This is a genomic window from Aquicella siphonis (assembly GCF_902459485.1).
In the GTDB taxonomy this organism is placed as follows: Bacteria; Pseudomonadota; Gammaproteobacteria; order DSM-16500; family DSM-16500; genus Aquicella; species Aquicella siphonis.
The window spans coordinates 957,743-978,893 of the sequence record NZ_LR699119.1 but is presented as its reverse complement, the minus strand read 5'-3'; the positions used below and the strand labels follow the sequence as shown (position 1 = coordinate 978,893).

At 49.4% G+C, this 21,151-nt stretch carries 22 protein-coding genes and 2 pseudogenes; 13 read left to right on the top strand and 11 right to left on the bottom strand.

All coding sequences use genetic code 11. The features are described from left to right. Positions 1-32 precede the first annotated feature (32 nt). Both AQULUS_RS04580 and mltA read right to left on the bottom strand, forming a co-directional pair. The gene (locus AQULUS_RS04580) at positions 33-326 is read right to left on the bottom strand and encodes a putative signal transducing protein (RefSeq protein ID WP_148338923.1); all 294 of its coding nucleotides are present in this window, start codon (positions 324-326) and stop codon (positions 33-35) included. Between the two features lie 70 nt (positions 327-396). Continuing rightward, entirely contained in the window at positions 397-1,596 is a 1,200-nt protein-coding gene (mltA, locus tag AQULUS_RS04575) for a murein transglycosylase A (protein WP_172622732.1), read from the bottom strand. A gap of 492 nt (positions 1,597-2,088) precedes the next feature. Here mltA and AQULUS_RS04570 point away from each other — a divergent pair, with 492 nt between their 5' ends. The 3 genes from AQULUS_RS04570 to AQULUS_RS04560 are packed head-to-tail and all read left to right on the top strand — an operon-like array spanning position 2,089 to position 5,347. Further along, on the top strand, positions 2,089-3,294 hold the full coding sequence (locus tag AQULUS_RS04570) for a cation:proton antiporter (protein ID WP_148338921.1): 1,206 nt from the start codon (positions 2,089-2,091) through the stop codon (positions 3,292-3,294). Beyond that, positions 3,295-4,428 (top strand): YbdK family carboxylate-amine ligase, encoded by a 1,134-nt coding sequence (locus AQULUS_RS04565; protein ID WP_148338920.1) that lies wholly within the window; start codon positions 3,295-3,297, stop codon positions 4,426-4,428. Continuing rightward, a complete protein-coding gene (locus AQULUS_RS04560; protein WP_148338919.1) occupies positions 4,415-5,347 on the top strand; it encodes an aminoglycoside phosphotransferase family protein in 933 nt (310 codons plus the stop codon). The genes AQULUS_RS04565 and AQULUS_RS04560 overlap by 14 nt, the downstream gene beginning before the upstream one ends. 35 nt (positions 5,348-5,382) lie before the next feature. Here AQULUS_RS04560 and AQULUS_RS04555 read toward each other — a convergent pair whose 3' ends face one another. Beyond that, positions 5,383-6,762: a M64 family metallopeptidase gene (locus tag AQULUS_RS04555; protein WP_232051831.1), complete on the bottom strand. Its 1,380-nt coding sequence runs from the start codon at positions 6,760-6,762 to the stop codon at positions 5,383-5,385. Positions 6,763-6,936: 174 nt separating this feature from the next. On the opposite strand from AQULUS_RS04555, the gene AQULUS_RS04550 reads away from it, so the two are divergent. After that, entirely contained in the window at positions 6,937-7,845 is a 909-nt protein-coding gene (locus AQULUS_RS04550; protein WP_148338918.1) for a cation diffusion facilitator family transporter, read from the top strand. 51 nt (positions 7,846-7,896) lie between these two features. Further along, positions 7,897-8,583: a DJ-1/PfpI family protein gene (locus tag AQULUS_RS04545; RefSeq protein WP_148338917.1), complete on the top strand. Its 687-nt coding sequence runs from the start codon at positions 7,897-7,899 to the stop codon at positions 8,581-8,583. A gap of 48 nt (positions 8,584-8,631) precedes the next feature. Here AQULUS_RS04545 and AQULUS_RS04540 read toward each other — a convergent pair whose 3' ends face one another. Together AQULUS_RS04540 and AQULUS_RS04535 are read right to left on the bottom strand one after the other, a co-directional pair. Beyond that, on the bottom strand, positions 8,632-8,997 hold the full coding sequence (locus tag AQULUS_RS04540; RefSeq protein ID WP_232051830.1) for a DUF1304 domain-containing protein: 366 nt from the start codon (positions 8,995-8,997) through the stop codon (positions 8,632-8,634). A 64-nt stretch (positions 8,998-9,061) separates the two neighbouring features. Next, positions 9,062-9,511, bottom strand: coding sequence for a universal stress protein (locus tag AQULUS_RS04535; protein WP_148338915.1), 450 nt, complete (start codon positions 9,509-9,511; stop codon positions 9,062-9,064). A 119-nt stretch (positions 9,512-9,630) separates the two neighbouring features. Here AQULUS_RS04535 and AQULUS_RS04530 point away from each other — a divergent pair, with 119 nt between their 5' ends. After that, the gene (locus AQULUS_RS04530) at positions 9,631-10,026 is read left to right on the top strand and encodes a DUF302 domain-containing protein (protein ID WP_148338914.1); all 396 of its coding nucleotides are present in this window, start codon (positions 9,631-9,633) and stop codon (positions 10,024-10,026) included. A gap of 72 nt (positions 10,027-10,098) precedes the next feature. On the opposite strand, the gene AQULUS_RS04525 is transcribed toward AQULUS_RS04530, so the two are convergent. After that, complete coding sequence (locus AQULUS_RS04525; RefSeq protein ID WP_232051829.1) at positions 10,099-10,761, bottom strand: class I SAM-dependent methyltransferase; 663 nt, start codon at positions 10,759-10,761, stop codon at positions 10,099-10,101. An 87-nt stretch (positions 10,762-10,848) separates the two neighbouring features. Between AQULUS_RS04525 and AQULUS_RS04520 the strand changes: the two genes are divergently transcribed. The 7 genes from AQULUS_RS04520 to fghA all read left to right on the top strand — a co-directional run bounded on the left by AQULUS_RS04520 (position 10,849) and on the right by fghA (position 16,806). Then, positions 10,849-11,730, top strand: coding sequence for a metal ABC transporter solute-binding protein, Zn/Mn family (locus tag AQULUS_RS04520; RefSeq protein WP_172622731.1), 882 nt, complete (start codon positions 10,849-10,851; stop codon positions 11,728-11,730). Next, entirely contained in the window at positions 11,727-12,539 is an 813-nt protein-coding gene (locus AQULUS_RS04515; RefSeq protein WP_148338912.1) for a metal ABC transporter ATP-binding protein, read from the top strand. The genes AQULUS_RS04520 and AQULUS_RS04515 overlap by 4 nt, the downstream gene beginning before the upstream one ends. A 4-nt stretch (positions 12,540-12,543) precedes the next feature. Beyond that, the gene (locus AQULUS_RS04510; protein WP_197737290.1) at positions 12,544-13,341 is read left to right on the top strand and encodes a metal ABC transporter permease; all 798 of its coding nucleotides are present in this window, start codon (positions 12,544-12,546) and stop codon (positions 13,339-13,341) included. Positions 13,342-13,462: 121 nt separating this feature from the next. Then, positions 13,463-14,095: a hypothetical protein gene (locus AQULUS_RS04505; RefSeq protein ID WP_148338911.1), complete on the top strand. Its 633-nt coding sequence runs from the start codon at positions 13,463-13,465 to the stop codon at positions 14,093-14,095. Further along, on the top strand, positions 14,010-14,687 hold the full coding sequence (locus AQULUS_RS04500; RefSeq protein WP_148338910.1) for a GGDEF domain-containing protein: 678 nt from the start codon (positions 14,010-14,012) through the stop codon (positions 14,685-14,687). The genes AQULUS_RS04505 and AQULUS_RS04500 overlap by 86 nt, the downstream gene beginning before the upstream one ends. A 155-nt stretch (positions 14,688-14,842) precedes the next feature. After that, positions 14,843-15,955 carry an S-(hydroxymethyl)glutathione dehydrogenase/class III alcohol dehydrogenase gene (locus tag AQULUS_RS04495; protein WP_148338909.1) on the top strand — a complete coding sequence of 371 codons (1,113 nt, stop codon included), beginning with the start codon at positions 14,843-14,845 and terminating at the stop codon, positions 15,953-15,955. Next, positions 15,952-16,806, top strand: a complete 855-nt coding sequence (gene fghA / locus AQULUS_RS04490) for an S-formylglutathione hydrolase (RefSeq protein ID WP_148338908.1) — start codon at positions 15,952-15,954, stop codon at positions 16,804-16,806. The genes AQULUS_RS04495 and fghA overlap by 4 nt, the downstream gene beginning before the upstream one ends. A gap of 73 nt (positions 16,807-16,879) precedes the next feature. Here the strand turns inward: fghA and AQULUS_RS04485 are convergent, their stop codons facing one another. From AQULUS_RS04485 to AQULUS_RS04470, 5 genes and pseudogenes are all read right to left on the bottom strand, one after another. Next, complete coding sequence (locus tag AQULUS_RS04485) at positions 16,880-18,340, bottom strand: hypothetical protein (RefSeq protein WP_148338907.1); 1,461 nt, start codon at positions 18,338-18,340, stop codon at positions 16,880-16,882. 216 nt (positions 18,341-18,556) lie between these two features. Further along, positions 18,557-19,273: pseudogene (locus AQULUS_RS13025) on the bottom strand (MetQ/NlpA family ABC transporter substrate-binding protein); the annotation flags it as partial. Between the two features lie 99 nt (positions 19,274-19,372). Continuing rightward, positions 19,373-20,011 (bottom strand): annotated as a pseudogene (locus AQULUS_RS13020) (methionine ABC transporter permease); the annotation flags it as partial. Then, entirely contained in the window at positions 20,004-20,780 is a 777-nt protein-coding gene (locus AQULUS_RS13125) for a methionine ABC transporter ATP-binding protein (RefSeq protein WP_148338906.1), read from the bottom strand. The gene AQULUS_RS13125 and the pseudogene AQULUS_RS13020, both read right to left, overlap by 8 nt. Beyond that, the gene (locus AQULUS_RS04470) at positions 20,734-21,036 is read right to left on the bottom strand and encodes an ATP-binding cassette domain-containing protein (RefSeq protein WP_148338905.1); all 303 of its coding nucleotides are present in this window, start codon (positions 21,034-21,036) and stop codon (positions 20,734-20,736) included. The genes AQULUS_RS13125 and AQULUS_RS04470 overlap by 47 nt, the downstream gene beginning before the upstream one ends. Positions 21,037-21,151: the final 115 nt, after the last annotated feature.

Here is a 21,151-nt window from a genome sequence, read left to right as displayed (position 1 = left end):
CGGTTCCGGCAAACGAAGCGCGCCTGACAGATTCATTTCTCCCTGACACGACCGCATTTCCAGCACTGTGAAAACTGCGCAGCCATTTGCTCACCGCAATCGCACTGCCAGGGTGCGCCTGTTTTCCCTCGCAGCAGTTCTCGCGCAGCCTGCGCCTGATTATCATCCAGCACCCACAATTCCGGAACACAAGCATTCGCGGGAAGGTCGCCAACACCTCCGGAAAGATAATAATTTTTGATAATCGACGCAATGCCGTTATCTTCAAGCATTGCCTGATAAAAGCTGACCAGCGTAATATCCTGCGATGAAAAAATTTTTTCCATTGATGTGCCTCTGTTTCAGATGCCGGGAATGTTTATTATACCGATATTCCACGCATACAGACGGTAAAAATCAAGCCTGGGTGCGCGGCAGCAGAATCCAGTATTGTCCCGGGCTGTTCATATGGCCGGCGATATACGCCGCCTGGTCACCCGAACCCCAATAAACATCGCCGCGCACTATGCCCTTGATGGCGCCGCCGGTATCCTGGGTCACGAGCAGGCGTTGAAACGGCTTGCTGGCATGTTTCCCATCATATGCTGGCACGGATGTACTCAGCCAGACTGGCGCACCCAGGGGAAGATAGCGCTGGTCCACAGCCAGCGAACGCCGAGGTGTCAGCGGTATTTTTTCCGTTCCCAGGGGTTGGGAATAGTCCAGTTTTTTAAAAAATACGTAAGAAGCATTCTGGTTCATCAGATTTTCAGCCTGGTCTGGATGCCGCATAATCCATGCGCGAATCGACTGCATTGACACGGCTTCTCTGCTTATTTCACGTTTCGCTATCAGTATTTTGCCAATGGAAGTATATCGATGACCGTTATCACCCGCGTAACCTATAATGAAGCGCTGCCTGTCAGGTAATTCCACCAGCGATGAACCCTGGACCTGGGCAAAATAAACATCCACCGGATTATCGGCCCAGGCGAGCACTCGCGCTTTTCCTGCAAGCGCGCCCTTGATAATGGCACGCCGCTCAGGATATGGATAAAGCAAATGATCCTTCACCTGGCCAACCAGCGTTTTCCCTGCCATGTCAGGATAAAACGCCCCCAGATCGATTTTCACCCAATCATCAGGAAGTGCGTGCACCGGAACCGTATAGCGTTTATCCGCCTGCAACCGCGCATGAATAACCGGCATGTAGTAGCCGGTGAACAATCCTGTCGAATCCTCCCGATCACGGACGTGAAACGGTACGAACCAGGATTCAAAAAACTCGCGCGCAGTCCGGTTATCAGCCTGATGAAGCGCTGCCGCTGCTTTGCAGACAGCCTGCCACGTCTGCGTGGAAACATGTTCCTGAAGAGCGGCTTTGTACGATTCGGGATTACGATTGACTATCTCCGCGCAAGATTGTCTGAACGCAAGCAATGCCTCCGCCTGATTGTCCCGCTCCCATCCGGGCAGGCGAGCAAATGTGGTTTTGGATAGAGTCATGCCGGAGCCGGAGGCAGCCGACCCGTATGCCATGCCGCACGGCAACACGATCGCGCTCAAAACAAATATGATCATCTGTCGTATACGAGAACTGTAAATAGAAAATTTCATATAATGATAATCATCCCGGCGCGCGCACGCGCGCCTGCCAATTAAAATATCATCCATCTCGCAAGACGGAAATTGTCAGCGCAATTCAATGACGATTCAAACAGAATGCAACGACCCTGAGCCCGGATGATAACACAAGATCTTTCAGCGCAAAATGCATCATGATTTCACACTGGAAGAATAGAAACCAAAGATTCATACTGAGTTTCTCGCGTTTGAATCTGCAGACCGAAATATTTTTATTTGCTTTCACTTTTATAATCAGGTAGCTTTACATGATCTTATTACTGAATACGCATTATTTTTACTCAATATCGTTAATCAATGAAAATTCATTTGTTATCGCGGTATAATACAGCGCAGATGACCTGAAAACATATCTGAACGGTTTCCCTGGCCCTTGCTGCCAGGATTGCATACCGTATGCGAGGGAAATGAATGAATACTCGCTGTCTGTTTTTAAAGCTGCGCGCAATTCTTGAGGATTGACCGATGCATTTTTTACCGACATTTCCATTACATGTTAACCCCGTGACACTGTTTGGCCTGACACTTTTGCTTGGCCTGATAGGCGGCGAAGTCGCCAAACGCATTCCTTTCCTCCCTACCATTTCAGGTTACATTGCCGTGGGTTTTCTGGTCGGTCCCGAAGCATTCAAAATTGTCACGCCTTCTTTGCTGGCCAACGCCAGAATTTTCGTGGATATATCCCTGGGTCTGATACTTTTCGATCTGGGAAGACACCTGGATTTCACATGGTTAAAACACGACCGCGGAATCGTCCGCATGTCGTTACTGGAATCACTGCTCACGTTTGTCTTTGTCTTTATTGTTCTGTATCTGTTCGATCTGCCCTGGATTTACGCCTCGCTGACTGCCGCCATTGCCATTGCGACAGCCCCTGCGGTCGTCATGATGATTGCCTACGATCTCGACTCCAAAGGCCCCGTCACCCGCCGCACCCTGATCCTGACCAGTCTGAATAATTTATTCGGACTGGTCACGTTTACGCTTCTGCTGCCCCTGAGTCAGCAGGATGCTTCCATTCCGGTTATCATCATGCACACGTTTTACCGCCTCCTGGGATCCATTGTATTCGGCGTTATAACGTTCATGATCACCATTGGCATTGCCAGATTAATTGGCAAGCGCAAGGAAAACCAATTTGTATTATTCGTCGGCAGTGTCATTTTCGCCATCGGCCTGTCCAGCTTTCTCAACCTTTCATCCATGCTGTCAGTTTTTACGCTAGGCATCTGCGCGAGAAATTTTGATCGCAACCATGTATTGACAGAAGTCGATTTTGGCTGGCTGGCCAGGCTGTTCTTCATTTTGCTTTTTGTCATCACGGGCGTAAATCTGCAATTGAAAGGATTATGGCTGGCAACTACCGTCGTTCTGGCGTTTATCATCGCAAGAACCGCTGCGAAATCCCTGGGCATCTGGCTGTTTGCCCGTTCCAGCCGCTTGACAAGACAACAGACATGGGCATTATGCCTCACTCTCACCCCCATGGCCGGCGAAGCCATAGGCATGTCTAACATTATGCTGGATTTCAATCCCAATCTTGGATTTCACTTGCTGACAATCTCTGCGACCGTCATCGCGATCCTCAATATTCTGGGCCCGATCGCCACACAATTCGCATTCGTGAAATCCGGCGAAGTCATTTCAGAAAAGCCTGCCGAGGAAGCCTAAATGAGCACCTTACCACCATTCACACAGAGCGAGCCCTTTTCCCTGGGTGTAGAACTAGAGCTACAGCTGGTGGATTTGCAAAATTACAACCTGGCAATGGAATCAAAAGATTTTTTGCGCCGTCTGTCTGAAACCCGACATCCCGGTGAAATCAAGCCCGAAATCACGCTGGCGATGATTGAACTGAATTCTTCTGTACACAAGACTTATCAATCATTGATCAGCGAATTACATGTGCTGCGAGATATTGTCGCAGAACAGGCGGCGCAAACCCATATAGGCGTTTGCGGCGGCGGCGCGCATCCCTTCCAGAAATGGGCCAAACAACGCATCTTCCCTACCGCCAGATTTACCAATGTATCCGAGCAATACGGCTATCTTGCCAAGCAATTCACCGTGTTTGGACAACATATTCACATAGGCTGTGATAACGGCGACGACGCACTGTATCTATGCCATGCCATGGCGCGCTACATGCCTCAGTTTATCGCGCTCTCCGCCGCATCGCCGTTCAATCAAAGCGTGGACACTTCTTTCGATTGCTCGCGATTAGCCGTCATCAGCGCATTTCCATTAAGCGGTACGCCTCCATGGCTGTTGTCCTGGGCAGATTTCTCGACATTTTTTGAAAGCATGTTTAATCTGGGCATTGTCAAAAGCATGAAGGATTTTTATTGGGACATCCGGCCCAAACCTGAATTTGGAACCATTGAAATACGCATCTGCGATACGCCGCTGACGGTTGACAAGGCGGCAGACATCGCTGCCTACGCGCAAATGCTTGCCTGTTGGCTGATCGACGCCCGGCCGGAAATCCACAGGGAAATTTACCTGACCTATCTCTTTAATCGATTCAACGCAGCACGATACGGATTAGAAGGCGAGTTTATCGATCCTGTCCGGCATCATCACACACCGCTGACAGATGATATTTTACAAACCTGCATACAACTGAAACCTTATGCCGAGAAACTGGACTGCGAGGCAGCGTTGCACCGCATTAAAACCTGTGTTGACTCGCGGAAAAATGATGCGGCATGGATCAGAAAGCGTTTTGCTAAATACAAATCCCTGACAGACACGGTCAGAAGCCAGACAGAACTCTGGAGCAGCCGGAACAATGAAACGGAATAAACACCCCGCGGGCATGAACAAAAAACCAGGCTCCATGGCTAAACTGACAGAAAACATTTCACGGATATTCCGCGATCAGGGGAAAGCATGGCTTGCCAGCCTGCCTGATCTGGTCAGACAACTGTCCATTCATTGGGACCTTGGCCAACTGGCGCCTGTAGATAACATGACGTTCAATTACGTGCTTAAAGCAGTTCGTCATGGAAACATCCCTGTCATATTAAAAATATCCTGCGATGAGAAATCCCTCAGCAGCGAAATAGCAGCGTTGCGATATTTTCATGGCCGCGGGTGCGTCCGGCTGGTTGATGAAGACATTTCATCGCACGCCATGCTATTACAACAAGCCATTCCGGGAATCACACTCAAATCTCTCTATCCCGCTCAAATTGAATTGGTCATGGATCAATACGCGGCCACCATGAACAAGCTGTTGGCCAATCCTTTGCCGCAACATCCGCAATTTGACGCTATTGATGTCTGGTTAAAAGTCATAGACACGATGAAATCCGGATCGGTTCAGGAGCATTTACTGCAAAAAGCCATCATCTTGAAAAATGAATTATTACGCTCAATGGGTCAGCAATATGTACTGCATGGTGATTTGCATCACGACAATATCCTCGATAATACAGAAGAATGGATAGCAATAGACCCAAAAGGCATCATCGGTGATGCTGAATTCGAGGCTGCCGCGTTCGACTTCATCCACGCGAGCGAAATGCAAAATGAAAATCACGTTCGCAACCTGTTCATGACGCGCACCAGTCTTCTTGCGCAAAAGGCAAACCTGAACCCTCATCGTCTCAGGCAATGGACATTTGTTCGTTTGGTATTATCCGCCGCCTGGTCACTTGAAGATGACTGTGATCCCGGTTGGGCAATCAGAATGGCGGAAATGCTGGCTCTTGTGGTGTAAACCACAAGACCGGCCAGGCACGCTTCGTTACCGCATCACTCCTGATAACCCAGACTATCCAGAATCACATCCTGCAAGGCCCGCGTGCAAATGTCGCAAAAGTGCTTTTTATCTTCCATGACGCAATTCAGACCCGGTTTATGACTGCGGCCATACGAGCCGGTTGAATCTGCATAACCGCCACGATAGGCGCCATAGACCGGCGGCGAGGAGTGCCAGGCAGAGTCAGGTGTCGGAAGCTGGGTACTTGCATCAACAAATGATTTCCATTTCAGGTTTTCATACCGGGTGTCTGTCAAAAAGGTAATATTCTGAGACCATGGTTCATTAATACCATAGGCGAACTCCAGCTCGGTGCGTCCCCCGCCTTCATACTCTTCATTCAAGCCAAAAAAATGTCCGAATTCATGGAGCAGCAGATAGGTAAAATAGTAATTATTTGCGGCAGGAACAGCCGTGTGCGACATGTAATTGCCTACTCCCCAATATCCGCTGTCATTGACAAGCACAAGAGGGTAATCGTATGCAGCAACCGCCAATCCCGAGCGGAATTTATCTTCACGCGTAGGGTAAACAATGTTATACCAGCGTCCGAAGTTATCCCAGTAAGGATAATATAATCCCAATGAAGTGCCATATTCGGGAACCGGAAATCCCAGGTTCTCCGGTTTTCCCAGTTTACGGTCCGACGCCTGAAACACTCCATAAAAACTCATGTAATCAATGCCCGGAAATTTTTCATTCTGCAACACTTGCACGGTCTTCATGGCATGCTGCCAAAATGCCTTCTCTTCATTTTTCAAATAACCTTCGGCATAAATAGTCACCCTAAGCGACGGAGATTTCCTGGAAGCCGAAAGTTCCTTGATGACCACATTCTTTTCAACCGGCGGCTGCTTCTCCAGCAGCCCGGGCGATACGGCTTGCGAAACAACCCGTTCCATCACACCCGTATCAGGATTTTCAGCATATAATTCGAATGTCATTTCCTTGACCGGAACCGGGAAGCGCAAGTTAACCGCCCGGGCAAGCCGGCGGTATTCTTTTCCAGTGCCTATACTGTCATAATATACAGTAGCACCACCCTGGCTATCCCTTAACACGCCCAGATAGCTGCCAAAACGCGGTTTTCGTCCGCTGCGCCTGATGAGTGCCGGCGTACCAGAAGGTTCAATAATCATTTTACTGACATGATAGGTTTCATCCGTTTCCCGCCAGTCAATCTGTATGCGCAAAACATCGATGGCTTGATCATTATTCACGGTTTTTAAACGTTCCACATCGGGCAACTTCAGACGCGAGCTGGAATATGCCGTATCCGGCGGCACTTTTTGCGGGTCCCAATATGGATTGGCTAACGCTGCCTGGCTCATTATCCATAAAATACCCATGACCCCTGTCAGCACTAACCTCATGATCAACTCCCTGGCTCCGTTATCCCAAAATACATTTCGATAATCAAAATGATAAATAAATGATATTCATGTAAAATGCAAATACCATAACGACAGGGCTGCCATTCTTGCAAGCCTGGGTACTCATGGCGATAACTGTTATACTTGACGTATATCAGTATCAGCAGGACAAGTATGAACGACTCACATCATCACACCGCCCATGCCTCAAGCGAATACCGACTGGTGTACGCCCTGATATTATCATCCGTTTTTCTTGTCGCGGAAATTGCCGGCGGCATACTGACGCACAGTCTCGCGCTTATCTCGGATGCGGCCCATATGCTTACAGACGTCACCGCCCTCGCTATCGCGCTGGTTGCCATCAGGCTGGGTAAGCGCCCCGCGGACAGGGTCAGAACATTTGGCTATTATCGCTTTGAAATTCTGGCCGCGGCCTTTAATACCATATTATTATTTCTGGTCGCGCTCTATATCGTGTATGAAGCCTATTCCAGACTGAGCAACCCGCCGGAAATCCAATCCCTGGGCATGCTGGTGATCGCCCTTATCGGTCTGCTGGTGAATCTCGCGGCCATGTGGATATTAACGGCATCAAAAGACAAAAGCCTCAACATGAAAAGCGCCTATCTCGAAGTCTGGAGTGATGCTCTGGGTTCGATAGGAGTGATTGCAGGCGCGATCATTATACGATTCACGGGCTGGAGCTGGGTCGACTCGCTGGTCGCTGTTCTGATTGGTATTTGGGTATTGCCCAGAACTTGGGTATTGCTAAAAGAAAGTATCAATGTCTTGCTGGAAGGCGTGCCCGCTCACATCAATCTCGAAACACTTGAAGCTGCGGCTCGCGGCGTGGACGGGGTAAAAGACATTCATGAATTGCACGTCTGGACGATCACAAGCGGCCGCGTCAGCCTGACCGCGCATGTTGTCATCGATAAAAGCCGCGATTGCGAACAGGTATTGCAAAAGATTCGCGAACTGTTCGCTTCACAATTCGGGATATCTCACACTACACTACAACACGAAAGTAAAAAATGCCTGGATGGAGAAGAAATCTGCAATCTTGGCATACACTCTTGACTGTACCCGCAGCCGCGCTGCTGACACACTGGATAACGGGAGACTGATCGAATGAATCGCAGACTGGGAGTACTTTTATACGAACAGGCGCAGCCTATGGATATCATAGGACCATGGGAAGTGTTTTCCATCTGGAAAAATGTCTTGCACGCTCCGCTTGAGATGATTCTGGTATCCGAAAACGGCACACCTGTTGCCTGTGATAACGCGGTGATTCTCAACGCCCACACTGATTTTGATCACTGCCCGGATCTCGATTATCTGGTGATACCCGGCGGCAAGGGGCGACTGCAGCAAGGCAATAACGCCAGACTGCTCGCTTTCATAAAAAAGCAGTCTGGCTGCGCCAGACATATCCTCTCGGTCTGCACAGGCGCATTTCTATTATGCCAGGCCGGCGTCGCGGAGAATGAGTTCATGACAACCTATTGGCGCGCGCTGCCCGAATTGCGCGCCGCGTATCCCATTCACATCAAGGAACAGCGTGTCGTCAAATCGGGAAAAATCTTTGCTTCCGGCGGCATTTCCAGCGGAATCGATCTGGCGCTGGAAGTCATCGCGGATATCGCTGGCAGGGAAACCGCCGGACAAGTGCAATTATTGTTTGAATACTCCCCGGAAGCAACACTCTACGCGACACTGGATACCGCAAGCACACTTCCCCCTTATTATAACCATCTTGCTCCGGCGGACCTGCCTGAATACATCGCGAAATACATAAAATCGAATTCAGGATGATTTTTCAAAGAACATTTACTGGCATTGTTCAACAGGCGATTTCAATTTTCACAAGGCGGAGTAAAACAGCAGACAAAGCGCGATCAATGCCGGCAGTGCCTGAATGAATAAAATTCTCCTGTTGACGCTGACCGCGCCGTAAACTCCAGCAACCGTTACACAGAGAAGAAAAAACAGTTTCAAATGCCAGGATTCGGCCGCATCGCTTGAAACCACGCTCCAGATCAGCCCCGCGGCAAGCATACCGTTATATAACCCCTGATTCGCAGCCAGATGCGCGGAGGAGGCGGCAAACTCCCGCGAAATTCTGAACGTCTTTAATCCCACAGGTTTTTCCCAGAGAAACATTTCCAGCACCATAAACCAGATATGCTCAAACGCGATCAGTATAATCAGTGCATTTATTATCAGCATGACAGCCTCCATTATTTCACTCCTGTTTCAAAAACCGGGTGCGCCTTCAGCCGGCGCCGGGCGTTTATTCTCTGGCACGTATCAACAGAACCGGTATATGCGCAAGGCGCACGACACCTTCAGCAACGCTCCCTAGCAGCAAGCGCCTGAAGCCGCGGCGCCCGTGCGTTCCTATCACTATCAGATCCGCCTTGCCATTTCTGGCTTCATCTATGATTTTTTCAGGTACATGATCACTGTAATCTGAAATTTCGATCAGCTTCCCTTCAACGGGAACTTGTGCGGCGCGCGCCATTTCTTCCATTTTATGCAGAAGCGACAAGCCGTATTCACGCATGGAGGTTTCATATCGATTAAAATCAATCGTGATGCCTTCGGCGGGCGCCAGGTACTCATCGGCAATATAAATAACGCTGATTTTCGCGCCCTGGTCTTTTGCCAATTTTACCGCCTCGCTCATGGCAGTCTCTGATGTTTCACTGCCATCCACGGGAACAAGGATTTTTGCATACATTAAGCGCACCTCCCTGAGTCATATTTCAGAATAGTGTATCTGTTTAAAGCAAACCGGCAGCGGTTTCCATTTTTATGCAGATTATCCTATCATATAACCAGCCACAGGAGATGATTACCATGTACGGATTACATGTCACCTTGTATGACTCGTTTGACAACGCGGTAGCAAGCACGATCAACGCACTCAAGGCCGAAGGGTTTGGCGTGCTGACCGAGATTGATGTCAAAGCCACATTAAAGCAAAAATTGAACATTGATAAACCGCCTTATCTCATACTGGGAGCATGCAATCCTGTTCTCGCTCATCAAGCCCTGGAAATTGATCCTGATATCGGTTTGCTGCTGCCCTGCAATGTCGTGATACGCGAGGAAAATGACAAGAGCATTACAGTCAGCATTCTGGACCCGGATGCCCTGATGTCGCTTACCGACAAACCAGAAATACGCCAGATTGCCCGCTCCGCGCGTGAACGGCTTGAACGTGTCCAAGCCAGCCTGCAAAAATCGTCATAGTAAAACCGGAGACGCTCATTGAACTGCGTCAACCCTTACCTATGGCAGATGAGCATTCTCGTAAAACCGGCATCAGGGTTCGCGATAATCCGCAAGATGAAGACGGGCGGAGATCACCACAAAACCGCCCTCGCCATAACCAGAACGCACGGCTTGCGGTGTCGTGATATTTTCCAGCGGAGAAAAAATCGTCTGATAGATGGATTCCTCCCTGAAATGAAGCGCATGAATCAGTATCAGCATTTCATTCACCGTGTAAAAATGCGCATGCCGGTAAAACGGATTCACCGGCTTTTTATTTTCATATTCTTTTACCAGAAATGAACCCTTGTCCAGCATCGCGATCAGTAATAGTCCTGTCGGCTTCAAAACACGCACGGCTTCAGACAAGGCCTTCAGAGGATCATCCAGATAACATAACACCGTGCCAAACAATAGGTAGTCAAACTGATCGTCCGGAAAGGGCAATGATTCCGCCACGCCCGGATGTACTTGCACCCCCCTGTTCCCGGCAAGACTGGCAAGCTTTGCTGAGGGTTCCACTCCTTCACGAATACCCAGAGCGGCAGCGAACCGTCCGGAACCTGTCCCGACCTCCAGGCCTCTTCCCTGCGCTGGTATAATTTTTTTCAATGCGAGAACTTCCGACTCAAACACAGCGACGTGCCGGTCAAACCACTGATCATAACGGTCTGCCAATTGATCGAACACCTTGATGGACTCATCATTCATCATTGCCAACTCGTGTAATTTTTCTAAAGATTCATCCTGTATGATGCTATTATAGCAAAATCCTGAGCATGCATGACTGGGGTCAACAGAATGATAGCAAAGAAAATTCTCTCATTAATCATCGTATTTCTTGCTTTCATCAGCCCATTCGTCACCGCAGCGCCAATTCAGGTCTTGTGCGCAGAAAATTTTTATGGCCAAGTGGTAAAGGAACTTGGCGGCCCGCATGTCAGCGTCACCAGCGTCATCACCCATGTTTCCGGCGATCCGCACTTATTCAGCATTCAGCCCGGCGTCCTCATTAAAGCCGCCTCAGCAGACCTCATTATATTCAACGGGGCCGATTATGATCCCTGGATAAAATCCATTCTTTCAAACACAGCCCGGAAACACCCTCTTGTCCTTGAGGCAGCCCGACTGATGAATATTAAAAATGGAAGCAATCCCCATATCTGGTTCATGCCTCAAACCATGCCCGTGCTCGCCCGTCATGTGACTGATGCGCTGACACAACTGGATCCGGCGCACGGCGACGATTATGCACGGCAGCTCAAGCACTTTAACGATTCTTATGGAGCTGTCCTGAAGAAGGTTGACAATCTGCAAAAACAATTTCACGGAACACCTGTGATCGCCACGGAACCATTATTCAACTATATGACAGACGCGATTGGTTTAAAAATGCTGGGATCAGGTTTTCAAAATAGCATCATGAATGATATTCCGCCCACCGTGTCACAAATCCGGGAGTTTGAAAATGCTCTTAATGAACACAAAGCCAAGGTATTCATTTATAATAATCAAGTTATCAATCCCATGACAGAAAAAATGCTCGCTCTTGCAAAAGAGCAGCATATCCCCGTCGTCGGGGTCAGCGAGATCATGCCATCTGACACCACTTTCACGGCATGGATCATGGAGCAATTGGCGAAACTGGACAATGCCCTGAATCAGAAACAGGAAAATAAATGATTAACCATACATCCCGTGATGTCATCACCACCCGCGGCCTGACGCTGGGATATGCCGGCAAGCCCATCGTTGCGAATATTTCCATTCAGATCAGCAAAGGCGAATTCATCGGCATACTCGGTCCAAACGGATCGGGAAAGAGCACTTTTCTCAAGGCAGTGTTAGGACTGATAAAACCCCTGTCCGGAGACATACGAGTACTGGGAGAAGCGCCGGCGCACGGGAGCAGCGACCTGGGTTACATGCCGCAAATGCGCCAATACGCGAGCGCAGCCAATCTTAGCTGCCGCTCCATGCTGGAAGCGTCATATCAGGGTACATCATTTGGATTACCTCTTCCGTCCAGGAAAAAATCCGGCGAAATCGGCCGTTTACTGCGCCTGGTAAAAGCGGATGATTATGCGGACAGACCCGTACAACAATTATCAGGCGGAGAAAGACAGCGTATCTACCTGGCGCAAAGTCTGCTAGGCAATCCGAAAATTCTGCTGCTGGACGAACCATTGTCGAATCTGGATCCGCACTATCAGGAAACATTCATCAACCTGTTAAAAGATATTCAAGACAGGCTCGATATCACCATACTTTTCACCGCGCACGACCCCAATCCTTTGCTCAAGGTGATGGACCGCGTGATGTTTTTCGCGAAAGGCAAGGCGGCCATTGGTCAGACGCATGAAGTCATTACTTCGCCGTCATTAAGCGCCTTGTATGGAACATCGATAGAGGTGATAGAATTCAACAACCGCTTGTTTGTGTTCGGCGATGGTCAAAATGTACTAGGACAGGTAGCACATCATCATGATTGATACAATGACGGAAATATTTGCTTACGAATTCATGCGTCATGCGTTTCTTGCCGGCACCATGGCAGCCATACTGGCCGGGATCGTTGGATATTTTGTTATTCTCCGCAAACTCGCTTTCGCCGCTCACGCTCTGGGTCATATCGGATTTGCCGGCGCGAGCGGTGCGTTACTCGCAGGTTTAAGCCCCATGACAGGCCAATTGCTATTGACTGTTCTTGCCGCAATAGGAATAGGATCCTTAGGTGAACGCGCGCATAAAAGCGATATGATCATCGGAATTATATTATCATTTTGCCTGGGGCTGGGGACACTGTTTCTGCATTTCTACAATGGATATGCGGGACAGGCCAGCATTATTTTATTCGGAAATCTGCTGGGCGTATCAGATCAAGACATCAGCTTAATGACCTGGCTGATGACAGCCAGCCTCATCGGAATCGGCATTCTTGCGCGGCGCCTGATTTTTAGCAGCATCGAACCTGAAATGGCCGAAGCAAAAGGAATTTCCCTGTACTGGATGTCAGTGTTCTTTGTCGTCATCCTGTCCATGGCTGTGACGCTGGCAAGCCAGGTTGTCGGTGTCATTCTGGTATTCACGCTTTTGATCGGACCTGCCGCCATAGCCGTGCAATGCACCCATCATACCTGGGCCGGGATAATGCTGAGTGTCGCTCTGGCCATTCTGGTTGTCTGGATGGGCATTGTTCTGACGTTTTTTACTGACTGGCCCATCAGTTTCTGGATCACCGCTCTGGTATTCCTCCTGTATCTGCCCACCGCGTTTAAACGCACCGCCGATTGAGTGATGTCTTTTTTGCCTATCCGCATTCTGCCGGTTTTGCCCTTCGCCACTATCAATAGATTCAACACAGTTAGAATTCGGCTGTTCGGGTATTTCACTTAATGATAAAATGAATTATGCGATGGATAAGTTATTTTGGAGAGCCGCCATGCAATATTTTTCACCTTCCGCTCCCTATATTCATCCGCCTGACAAAAACATTTCCCGAATGAAAACGGAAAAGATCACGTTTTCACTGGTAAAACATGTATATGAACAAACAATTACCGCCATGCTGGCTTCCCTGTTTTGCACCAGCCTGATTTTATTCGTTTTGTACGACTCCCGAAATTCAAATGTCATATTATTAGTCTGGGCGGCGTTCACGTTCAGCGTCACTTTCGCGCGTATCGCGCTGGTCCTGTTTTTCAAAAGCTATGATTACGCCGAAAACCGTCTCAAGCTCTGGGTTAATCTCTACATCCTGGGGGCGCTGCTAGGAGGCGCATGCTGGGGCTTAATGGGTATTTACCTGTTTCCATCCGCCAATCCCGTCGAACAGACTTTTATGATCCTGATGGTGGCCGGGGTGACAGCGGGCGCCGTGCCTTTATCAGCGGCAATCCCGGGCGCGGCAGCGGGATTTTTAATCGCTGCCATTGTACCGCTTATTCTAACGATTGCCCTGATTGACAATCACGTCTATCATCTGTTTGACTTTGCCCTGTCTGTATACCTTAGTTTACCTGATTCTGATCACACTCAAGACGCATAAGCTGATAAAAAATTCCATCGTCCTGAAATACGATAATGACATTCTGTTAATCAATCTTGAAATCAGCAACAAAAAGCTTGCGCAGGCGGCGACTCACGATCCCCTGACCAAAATTCCCAATCGCAGGCTGTTTCAAACCAATCTGGCCAACGCATTGGCACGGGCGCGAAAAAACAGCCGCATCCTCGCTCTCTTATACATTGATCTGGACAATTTCAAAACCGTAAATGATTTGTATGGCCATCAAACTGGCGACCGCATCTTGCAAATCATGATTAACCGCCTGCGCAACTACTTCCGAAAAGACGATATTCTTGCCCGCCTGGGAGGCGATGAACTGGCTGTTATCATTGAAAATGTCAACGGTCATGAAGACATTGAGACCATAGCGCGCAAGATCTGCTACCTGATTGCGATTCCAGTCAAACTTCAGAACGCCACGCTGCAAATCAGCGCAAGCGTGGGCATCAGCGTGTATCCCGACGACGGCGCGGATGAAGAATCCCTGCTGAAATGCGCGGATACATGCATGTACTACGCAAAAGAACACGGCGGCAATAAATTCTATTTTAGTGAAAAATTGACAACATGATTTCCGCAATGTTTTCAAACAGCGTTTATTGAGCCTGTTGACATTTCGCTCGTTTGCCTTATAACTCACTTGATGCACTCATCCCCGGCGAGGCATGCCGGAGAGTTGAAATCATTCCTGGAAACATACGCACATTTTTCACGAAAGGAGCAGCCATGAAAGTTAAAGCAGCCGTCGCGCACCAGGCCGGCGCACCCTTGACCCTCGAAACCGTTGATTTGGACGGTCCCGGCAAAGGTGAAGTACTGGTGGAAATCAAGGCTACAGGCATTTGTCACACTGACGCTTATACGCTGTCAGGCAATGACCCGGAAGGACTGTTCCCCGCCATACTCGGCCATGAAGGCGCCGGCATTGTGATTGAAGCAGGCCCGGGCGTCGCCAGTGTCAAACCCGGCGATCATGTCATTCCACTCTATACGCCCGAGTGCCGTGAATGTGAATATTGTCTGTCACAAAAAACCAATCTGTGCCAGGCCATACGCAGCACTCAAGGGAAAGGCCTCATGCCGGATGGAACCAGCCGCTTCAGCCTGGACGGCGGCCCTCTATACCATTACATGGGCACTTCCACTTTCGCGCAATATACAGTGCTGCCTGAAATCGCCGTGGCAAAAATTCGTGAAGACGCTCCGTTTGACAAGGTTTGCTATATCGGATGCGGCGTTACCACCGGCATAGGCGCTGTCATTTACACCGCGAAAGTGCATCCCGGCGCAAACGTAATCGTTTTCGGGCTGGGCGGCATCGGCCTTAATGTCATCCAGGGCGCCCGCCTGGCCGGCGCCAACATGATTGTCGGCATTGACATCAATCCCCGGCGAAAACCACTGGCGGAAAAATTCGGCATGACGCATTTCGTCAATCCGGACGAAGTTCAAGGCGATCTGGTTCCTTATCTGGTCAACCTGACACGCGGCGGAGCGGACTTCAGTTTTGAGTGCGTGGGCAATGTGAGCCTGATGCGCCAAGCCCTGGAATGCTGCCATAAAGGCTGGGGAACCTGCACCATCATCGGCGTCGCAGGCGCCGGACAGGAAATTTCCACTCGTCCTTTTCAGCTGGTGACAGGACGCACCTGGAAAGGATCGGCTTTCGGCGGCGCGAGAGGACGCACGGATGTTCCCAAAATCGTGGACTGGTACATGGAAGGTAAAATCAACATCGATGATTTGATCACACATGTCATGCCGCTGGACCAGATCAATCATGCTTTTGATTTAATGCATCAGGGTGAATCCATACGATCAGTGGTGACTTATTCATGACAGTGAAAATTGACACCGTCATGCAAACCAGGTGCTTCGGCGGCACACAAGGCGTCTACCGCCACGATTCCGCCGCGACACGCTGCGGCATGCGTTTTGCTGTTTATCTTCCGCCTCAGGCCCGGCAGTCACGCGTTCCCGTGCTTTACTGGCTGTCAGGACTCACTTGCACGGAAGAAAATTTTATCATCAAGAGCGGGGCTCAGCGGAAGGCGGCCGAATGGGGCATCGCGATTATCACACCGGATACCAGCCCCCGCGGCTTGAATCTCCCGGGCGAGAATGAAAGTTATGATTTTGGCGCCGGCGCGGGATTTTATCTGGATGCCACCCAGGCACCGTGGTCTGGGCATTACAACATGTATACCTACATCACCGACGAGTTGTTTTCACTGGCCGCAGCACATTTTCCCATCGATTCATCGCGGGCAGGGATATTCGGACACTCCATGGGCGGACACGGCGCCTTGACCATCGCCGTCAAAAATCCGGGACAATATCACTCCGTCTCCGCGTTTGCTCCCATTTGTTCCGCCATGCGTTGTCCCTGGGGCATCAAAGCCCTGGGAGGTTATCTGGGACAGCATCAAGAAGCGTGGAAAGAATATGACGCGGCAACATTGATTGAATCAAGAGGATGGAAAAATTCACCTATACTGATTGATCAGGGCACCGAGGATACCTATCTTCACACACAGCTTCAACCGCAATTCCTGCAGGAAGTCTGCGCGCGTGCCGGGGTGGAGCTCGAACTGCGCATGCAGGATGGTTATGATCACAGTTATTATTTCATCGCAAGCTTTATGGATGATCATCTGAAGTTTCACGCAAAATACCTGATGAGCAAGTGAACCATCGAGAGAGGCGGCTGCCGCGTATATCGGGCGCCGCCACGATCATTATTCCACAGCGGTTTTTAGTTTTTCAATACTCCCTCTTACGATGACTGCCTTTCTCGTTCACATCTGAATAACCCCTGTCTTCATCGCTTTCATCATAATAGTAGGATATCGGTTCCTTCTCTTGTTTCTTGTCTTTCTTTTCGGGTACCAGCAAGGCCTGCATGTCACTAATGAACCCGGTACTTTTAGGCGGTATTGGATTCAAAAACACGCGCCTGTGTGACAATATTTCCCTGTATGTTTTTCCACCCAGGTGCGCATCACCGGGTCCTTGTGCCTCATAGCGGCTTTCCAGCCAGTCATTGAATTTTTTTCTTAATCCTTGCATGCTGGTTACATTGCCGATATCGGTCTTCAATTCAGTATAAAAATCTTTTTTTATCCCTGCCAGAAGCTTGGCATCGCCTTTCAGGCCTGTTAATCGCTCTTCAATCGCAGTCAGCATTTTATGTTTGACCTGCAGGAATTTCAGGCCTTGCTCAGGAAACAATGAATTATATTGACGTCTCATCGCATCGATAGAGACGCGGCGGTGCGCATCCTTTTCTTTAAACGTGCCATTATAGACATCAATGTCAGCAAGAATATCCTCCACCGCCCGGGGATTTTTTATGAGGTAATCGATGAATTCGGGTACCTGATACAAGCTCTTGATCAACTGGTTTCTGCGCTCAATCAGATGTCCTGCAATTTCATCCACAAGATGGGAATCAGAGACATACGCATCAGCGATATCCGCTATGGCTTCATCCGGAAGCAATGCGATTTTGAGCATGGCTTTGAATTTTGCCGCGACAAAAACCGGATGACACATCAGTACATCCGCTTTGTCTGCGGTAATTCCCCATGCAGCCTGGCTTTCTTCATCTGTGCTGGGAAAGCGCCTAAGCTCATCCGGCACAATATCATGTTCAACATCCTTGCCGCCCCTGACTGCATATCTTTGCATGATGGGCCACAGGCTCATGCCATGATCAATTTTCACCACTCTATTATGCTTGTCAAACCCGATATTATCTTCATGCAAATCGATTTCTTCGAGAAAATAACAAGCCACCAGAATCTCGGCCAGGTCTTTCAACTGCTGCGGATTTTTGAAATTCAAAGGGCGTTTCGCCAGCGGCTTGAATCCTTCCACGCCTTTTGAAATGAGCTCCAGTGTTTTTGAGTCGTCATAACGCTGCGCAACCGGGCGATTTTTCGGTTCACGCACGCCCACCATCAGTCTGTAATAATCACCCAATGCCGCTTCAATTTGAAAATGTTCAGGCTCTTCTTTGGTTGGTTTAATTGTTTTCAGAAACCAGCCTCTGCCTCTCAAATGTTCTTTATGTACCTTGTGAACCAGATCGACGTGATGCGCCGAATCCTCCGCCTTTTCCACCTCGACACCTTTGAGACGTTCCAAATGGCTTGCTGGCACTCTCTTTACCCGGCGTTCTCGCGATTTCTCTTTTCCTCTCTGACCTTCTCGTCTGTGCATATGTCACCCCCCTCGTTTCTTGTATCGTGATGACTTCCGCTTTTGGACGGCATAAATGAATGCAATCAATGCCTAAATTAAGTATAGGCGAGATCAGAATAATGAGAGGGGCGCGCAAATGTCTTGTAACCTGTTGATGAAAATAAAAGATTTCCCGGCCGCCAGATAGCGGCGGCCGGGGTCAGTCAAATAAGAGAGACAAGAGAGAAGTGTGAGCTATTCCTTCCAGGCGGGAATGGCCGCGCCGCCGGGATAGATTGTTTCAGCCGCTTTGACGACCGAAGGCGAGTGCATGACTGCAACCAGTTTTTTATATACAGGATTATTTTCATCACCTTGACGCACAACAATCAGATTGGCATAAGGCGAATCACGATCTTCCTTCAGGACAGCCTGACTGATAGTCAATCCGGTAGGGCCAATGAAATCATTGGTGATTGCGGCCATATCCGCATCTTTTAACACTCGCGGCAGCTGCGCCGCATCCAGCAGCCTGAATTGAAGAGCTAGCGGATTTTTTATGATGTCAGCCGGCTTCGCATAGGTGCCCGCGCCTGGTTTCAAGGCAATCAGGCCGGCTTTTTCCAGCAGCAGCAATGAGCGGCCGCCGTTACTCGGATCATTGGGAATCGCGATCACCGCGCCGCGGCGCAGTTCTGACAGTGATCTGATCTTGTTTGAATAAAAACCCATGGGATAAACAAATGTCTTGGCAATGGGAACCAGCGCGTAATGACGCGACTGCATCTGTCCTTCCAGATATGGCTGATGCTGAAAAATATTCGCGTCAATACTGTCGTTATTCAATGCGGTGTTAGGTTGTACGTAATCATTGAACGTGACAATCTGCAAATGCAAACCATATTGATTTCTTGCCACTGACGCCGCGGCCTTCATGACTTCTTCGGATTGTCCGCTCATCACGCCCACTCGTATGGTATCTTCAGCCAGGGCTGCTTTAGGCCAGAACTGATAAGTGAAGCATGCGGCCCAGAGCAACGCGCTCAACAATAAAACCGGTCTGAGTGACCGGCGCTCAGCCAGATAATCACCCGCCATTTGCACCAGCTGCACCATTACAACCAGCAGAATGACGGTTTCGAGCATGACAGTAACATTAAAGCGCTGATAACCATAATTGATTGCGAGCTCACCCAGTCCGCCGCCTCCAACCACGCCAGCCATGGCTGAATAGCCGATCAACCCGATTATCAGCAAGGTTGCGCCGCGAAGCAGCGCGGGCAGACTTTCAGGTATGAGAATGCGAGTAATGATCTGCCAGTTTGACGCACCCATTGCATTGCCTGATTCTATCAAGCCGAAAGGCACTTCAGACAAGGCATTTTCACAAATGCGCGCGTAAAACGGGATGGCGGCGACAGTCAGCGGCACCAGCGCCGCATTGGTTCCTATGCTGGTGCCCGCCAGAATGCGGGTCAGCGGAATCAGCGATATCATAAGAATGATAAAGGGAATGGAGCGCGTGACATTGACGATCATACCCATTGAACGGTGCGCCCAGCGGTTTTCCAGCGCCTGTCTGCTGCCCGTCATGAATAACAAACAGCCCAGAACCAGGCCTGTAACAATACTGATAAAACCGGAAATGAACACCATGTAAAGTGTTTCCCAGAAGGCTTTCACGAGAGATAACAATGCCAGATCATGCATACCCTAATACCTCCACAGAAACGGATGATTGTCTGGCAAAGTCCAGCGCCTCATGAACTGCCGCATGCTCCCCGCTTAACAGACAGACAGTGAAGCCAATGGAAGCATTCTGGATATTTTCAATATTGGCCTGGATGATATTGATCGTGATGTCAAACTGCTTGACCAGATTGGAAATCAGAGGCTGACTGCTGTTATCACCTTCGAATGTGAACCGCACCAGGCAGGATTTTGCGGTATCGGGTTCCAGATCAAGATGATCCGTGATCTGTTTCGGCAGCTCCATATGCAAGGCTTTTTGGACCAGCTTTCTGGTCACATCCGATTTAGGTCTGGCGAAAAGCTCCACAACAGGCCCGCACTCAATCAATGCGCCCTGTTCCAGCACGCCAGCCCGGTGGCAAACATGCTTGATCACTTCCATTTCATGGGTAATCAACACAATCGTCACACCCAGATCTTGATTGATTTCTTTTAATAAATTCAGGACTGCCAGGGTGGATTGCGAATCCAGCGCTGATGTCAGCTCATCGCAAAGGAGAATATCAGGCCGGGTCGCAAGCGCTCTGGCAATCGCAACGCGCTGCTGCTGGCCGCCGCTCAACTGCGCAGGATAATGATGTTGATGCTCCTCCAGGCGCGTTAACGTTAGCAGGGACGTGACTTCTTTGCGTATTGTTTCCCTGGTCAATCCCAGAAGTTCCAGCGGCAATGCAATGTTTTCATAGGCAGTGCGCGATTTCAGCAGATTGAAGTGCTGGAATATCATACCGATTTTTTTTTCGCTGCTGATTCAGCTGTGCGGTATCCAGCTGAGTCAAATCCACCTTGTCTATATAGACACGGCCGCTGGTGGGTTTTTCCAGCAAGTTCAGCGTGCGCAATAAGGTGCTTTTACCCGCGCCGCTCGCGCCAAAAATACCGAATATCTCGCCGCGATGAATGGCAAGATCAATCTCTTTCAATGCCTGAAACTGTTTTTGCTGTAAATAAAAGGTCTTGCAAACCTGTTTCAACTCAATCATCTCAAATCACCTCTCGTGGGCATCAGCCTGCTGAACATGCATAAACCAGCCAGCCATGCTGTCACCTTGCGCAAAACCGCCGCACGGATAACAGCAGGGAACCGGCCCAAAGACT

Coding starts and splice junctions, on each gene's coding strand:
- AQULUS_RS04495 (WP_148338909.1), top strand. CDS start 14,843: ATGAAAGTTAAAGCAGCCGTCGCGCACCAGGCCGGCGCACCCTTGACC.
- AQULUS_RS04505 (WP_148338911.1), top strand. CDS start 13,463: ATGGATAAGTTATTTTGGAGAGCCGCCATGCAATATTTTTCACCTTCC.
- fghA (WP_148338908.1), top strand. CDS start 15,952: ATGACAGTGAAAATTGACACCGTCATGCAAACCAGGTGCTTCGGCGGC.
- AQULUS_RS04540 (WP_232051830.1), bottom strand. CDS start 8,997: ATGCTGATAATAAATGCACTGATTATACTGATCGCGTTTGAGCATATC.
- AQULUS_RS13125 (WP_148338906.1), bottom strand. CDS start 20,780: ATGATATTCCAGCACTTCAATCTGCTGAAATCGCGCACTGCCTATGAA.
- AQULUS_RS04580 (WP_148338923.1), bottom strand. CDS start 326: ATGGAAAAAATTTTTTCATCGCAGGATATTACGCTGGTCAGCTTTTAT.
- mltA (WP_172622732.1), bottom strand. CDS start 1,596: ATGAAATTTTCTATTTACAGTTCTCGTATACGACAGATGATCATATTT.
- AQULUS_RS04510 (WP_197737290.1), top strand. CDS start 12,544: ATGACGGAAATATTTGCTTACGAATTCATGCGTCATGCGTTTCTTGCC.
- AQULUS_RS04555 (WP_232051831.1), bottom strand. CDS start 6,762: ATGAGGTTAGTGCTGACAGGGGTCATGGGTATTTTATGGATAATGAGC.
- AQULUS_RS04520 (WP_172622731.1), top strand. CDS start 10,849: ATGATAGCAAAGAAAATTCTCTCATTAATCATCGTATTTCTTGCTTTC.
- AQULUS_RS04470 (WP_148338905.1), bottom strand. CDS start 21,036: ATGATTGAGTTGAAACAGGTTTGCAAGACCTTTTATTTACAGCAAAAA.
- AQULUS_RS04560 (WP_148338919.1), top strand. CDS start 4,415: ATGAAACGGAATAAACACCCCGCGGGCATGAACAAAAAACCAGGCTCC.
- AQULUS_RS04565 (WP_148338920.1), top strand. CDS start 3,295: ATGAGCACCTTACCACCATTCACACAGAGCGAGCCCTTTTCCCTGGGT.
- AQULUS_RS04535 (WP_148338915.1), bottom strand. CDS start 9,511: ATGTATGCAAAAATCCTTGTTCCCGTGGATGGCAGTGAAACATCAGAG.
- AQULUS_RS04515 (WP_148338912.1), top strand. CDS start 11,727: ATGATTAACCATACATCCCGTGATGTCATCACCACCCGCGGCCTGACG.
- AQULUS_RS04550 (WP_148338918.1), top strand. CDS start 6,937: ATGAACGACTCACATCATCACACCGCCCATGCCTCAAGCGAATACCGA.
- AQULUS_RS04570 (WP_148338921.1), top strand. CDS start 2,089: ATGCATTTTTTACCGACATTTCCATTACATGTTAACCCCGTGACACTG.
- AQULUS_RS04530 (WP_148338914.1), top strand. CDS start 9,631: ATGTACGGATTACATGTCACCTTGTATGACTCGTTTGACAACGCGGTA.
- AQULUS_RS04525 (WP_232051829.1), bottom strand. CDS start 10,761: ATGATGAATGATGAGTCCATCAAGGTGTTCGATCAATTGGCAGACCGT.
- AQULUS_RS04545 (WP_148338917.1), top strand. CDS start 7,897: ATGAATCGCAGACTGGGAGTACTTTTATACGAACAGGCGCAGCCTATG.
- AQULUS_RS04485 (WP_148338907.1), bottom strand. CDS start 18,340: ATGCACAGACGAGAAGGTCAGAGAGGAAAAGAGAAATCGCGAGAACGC.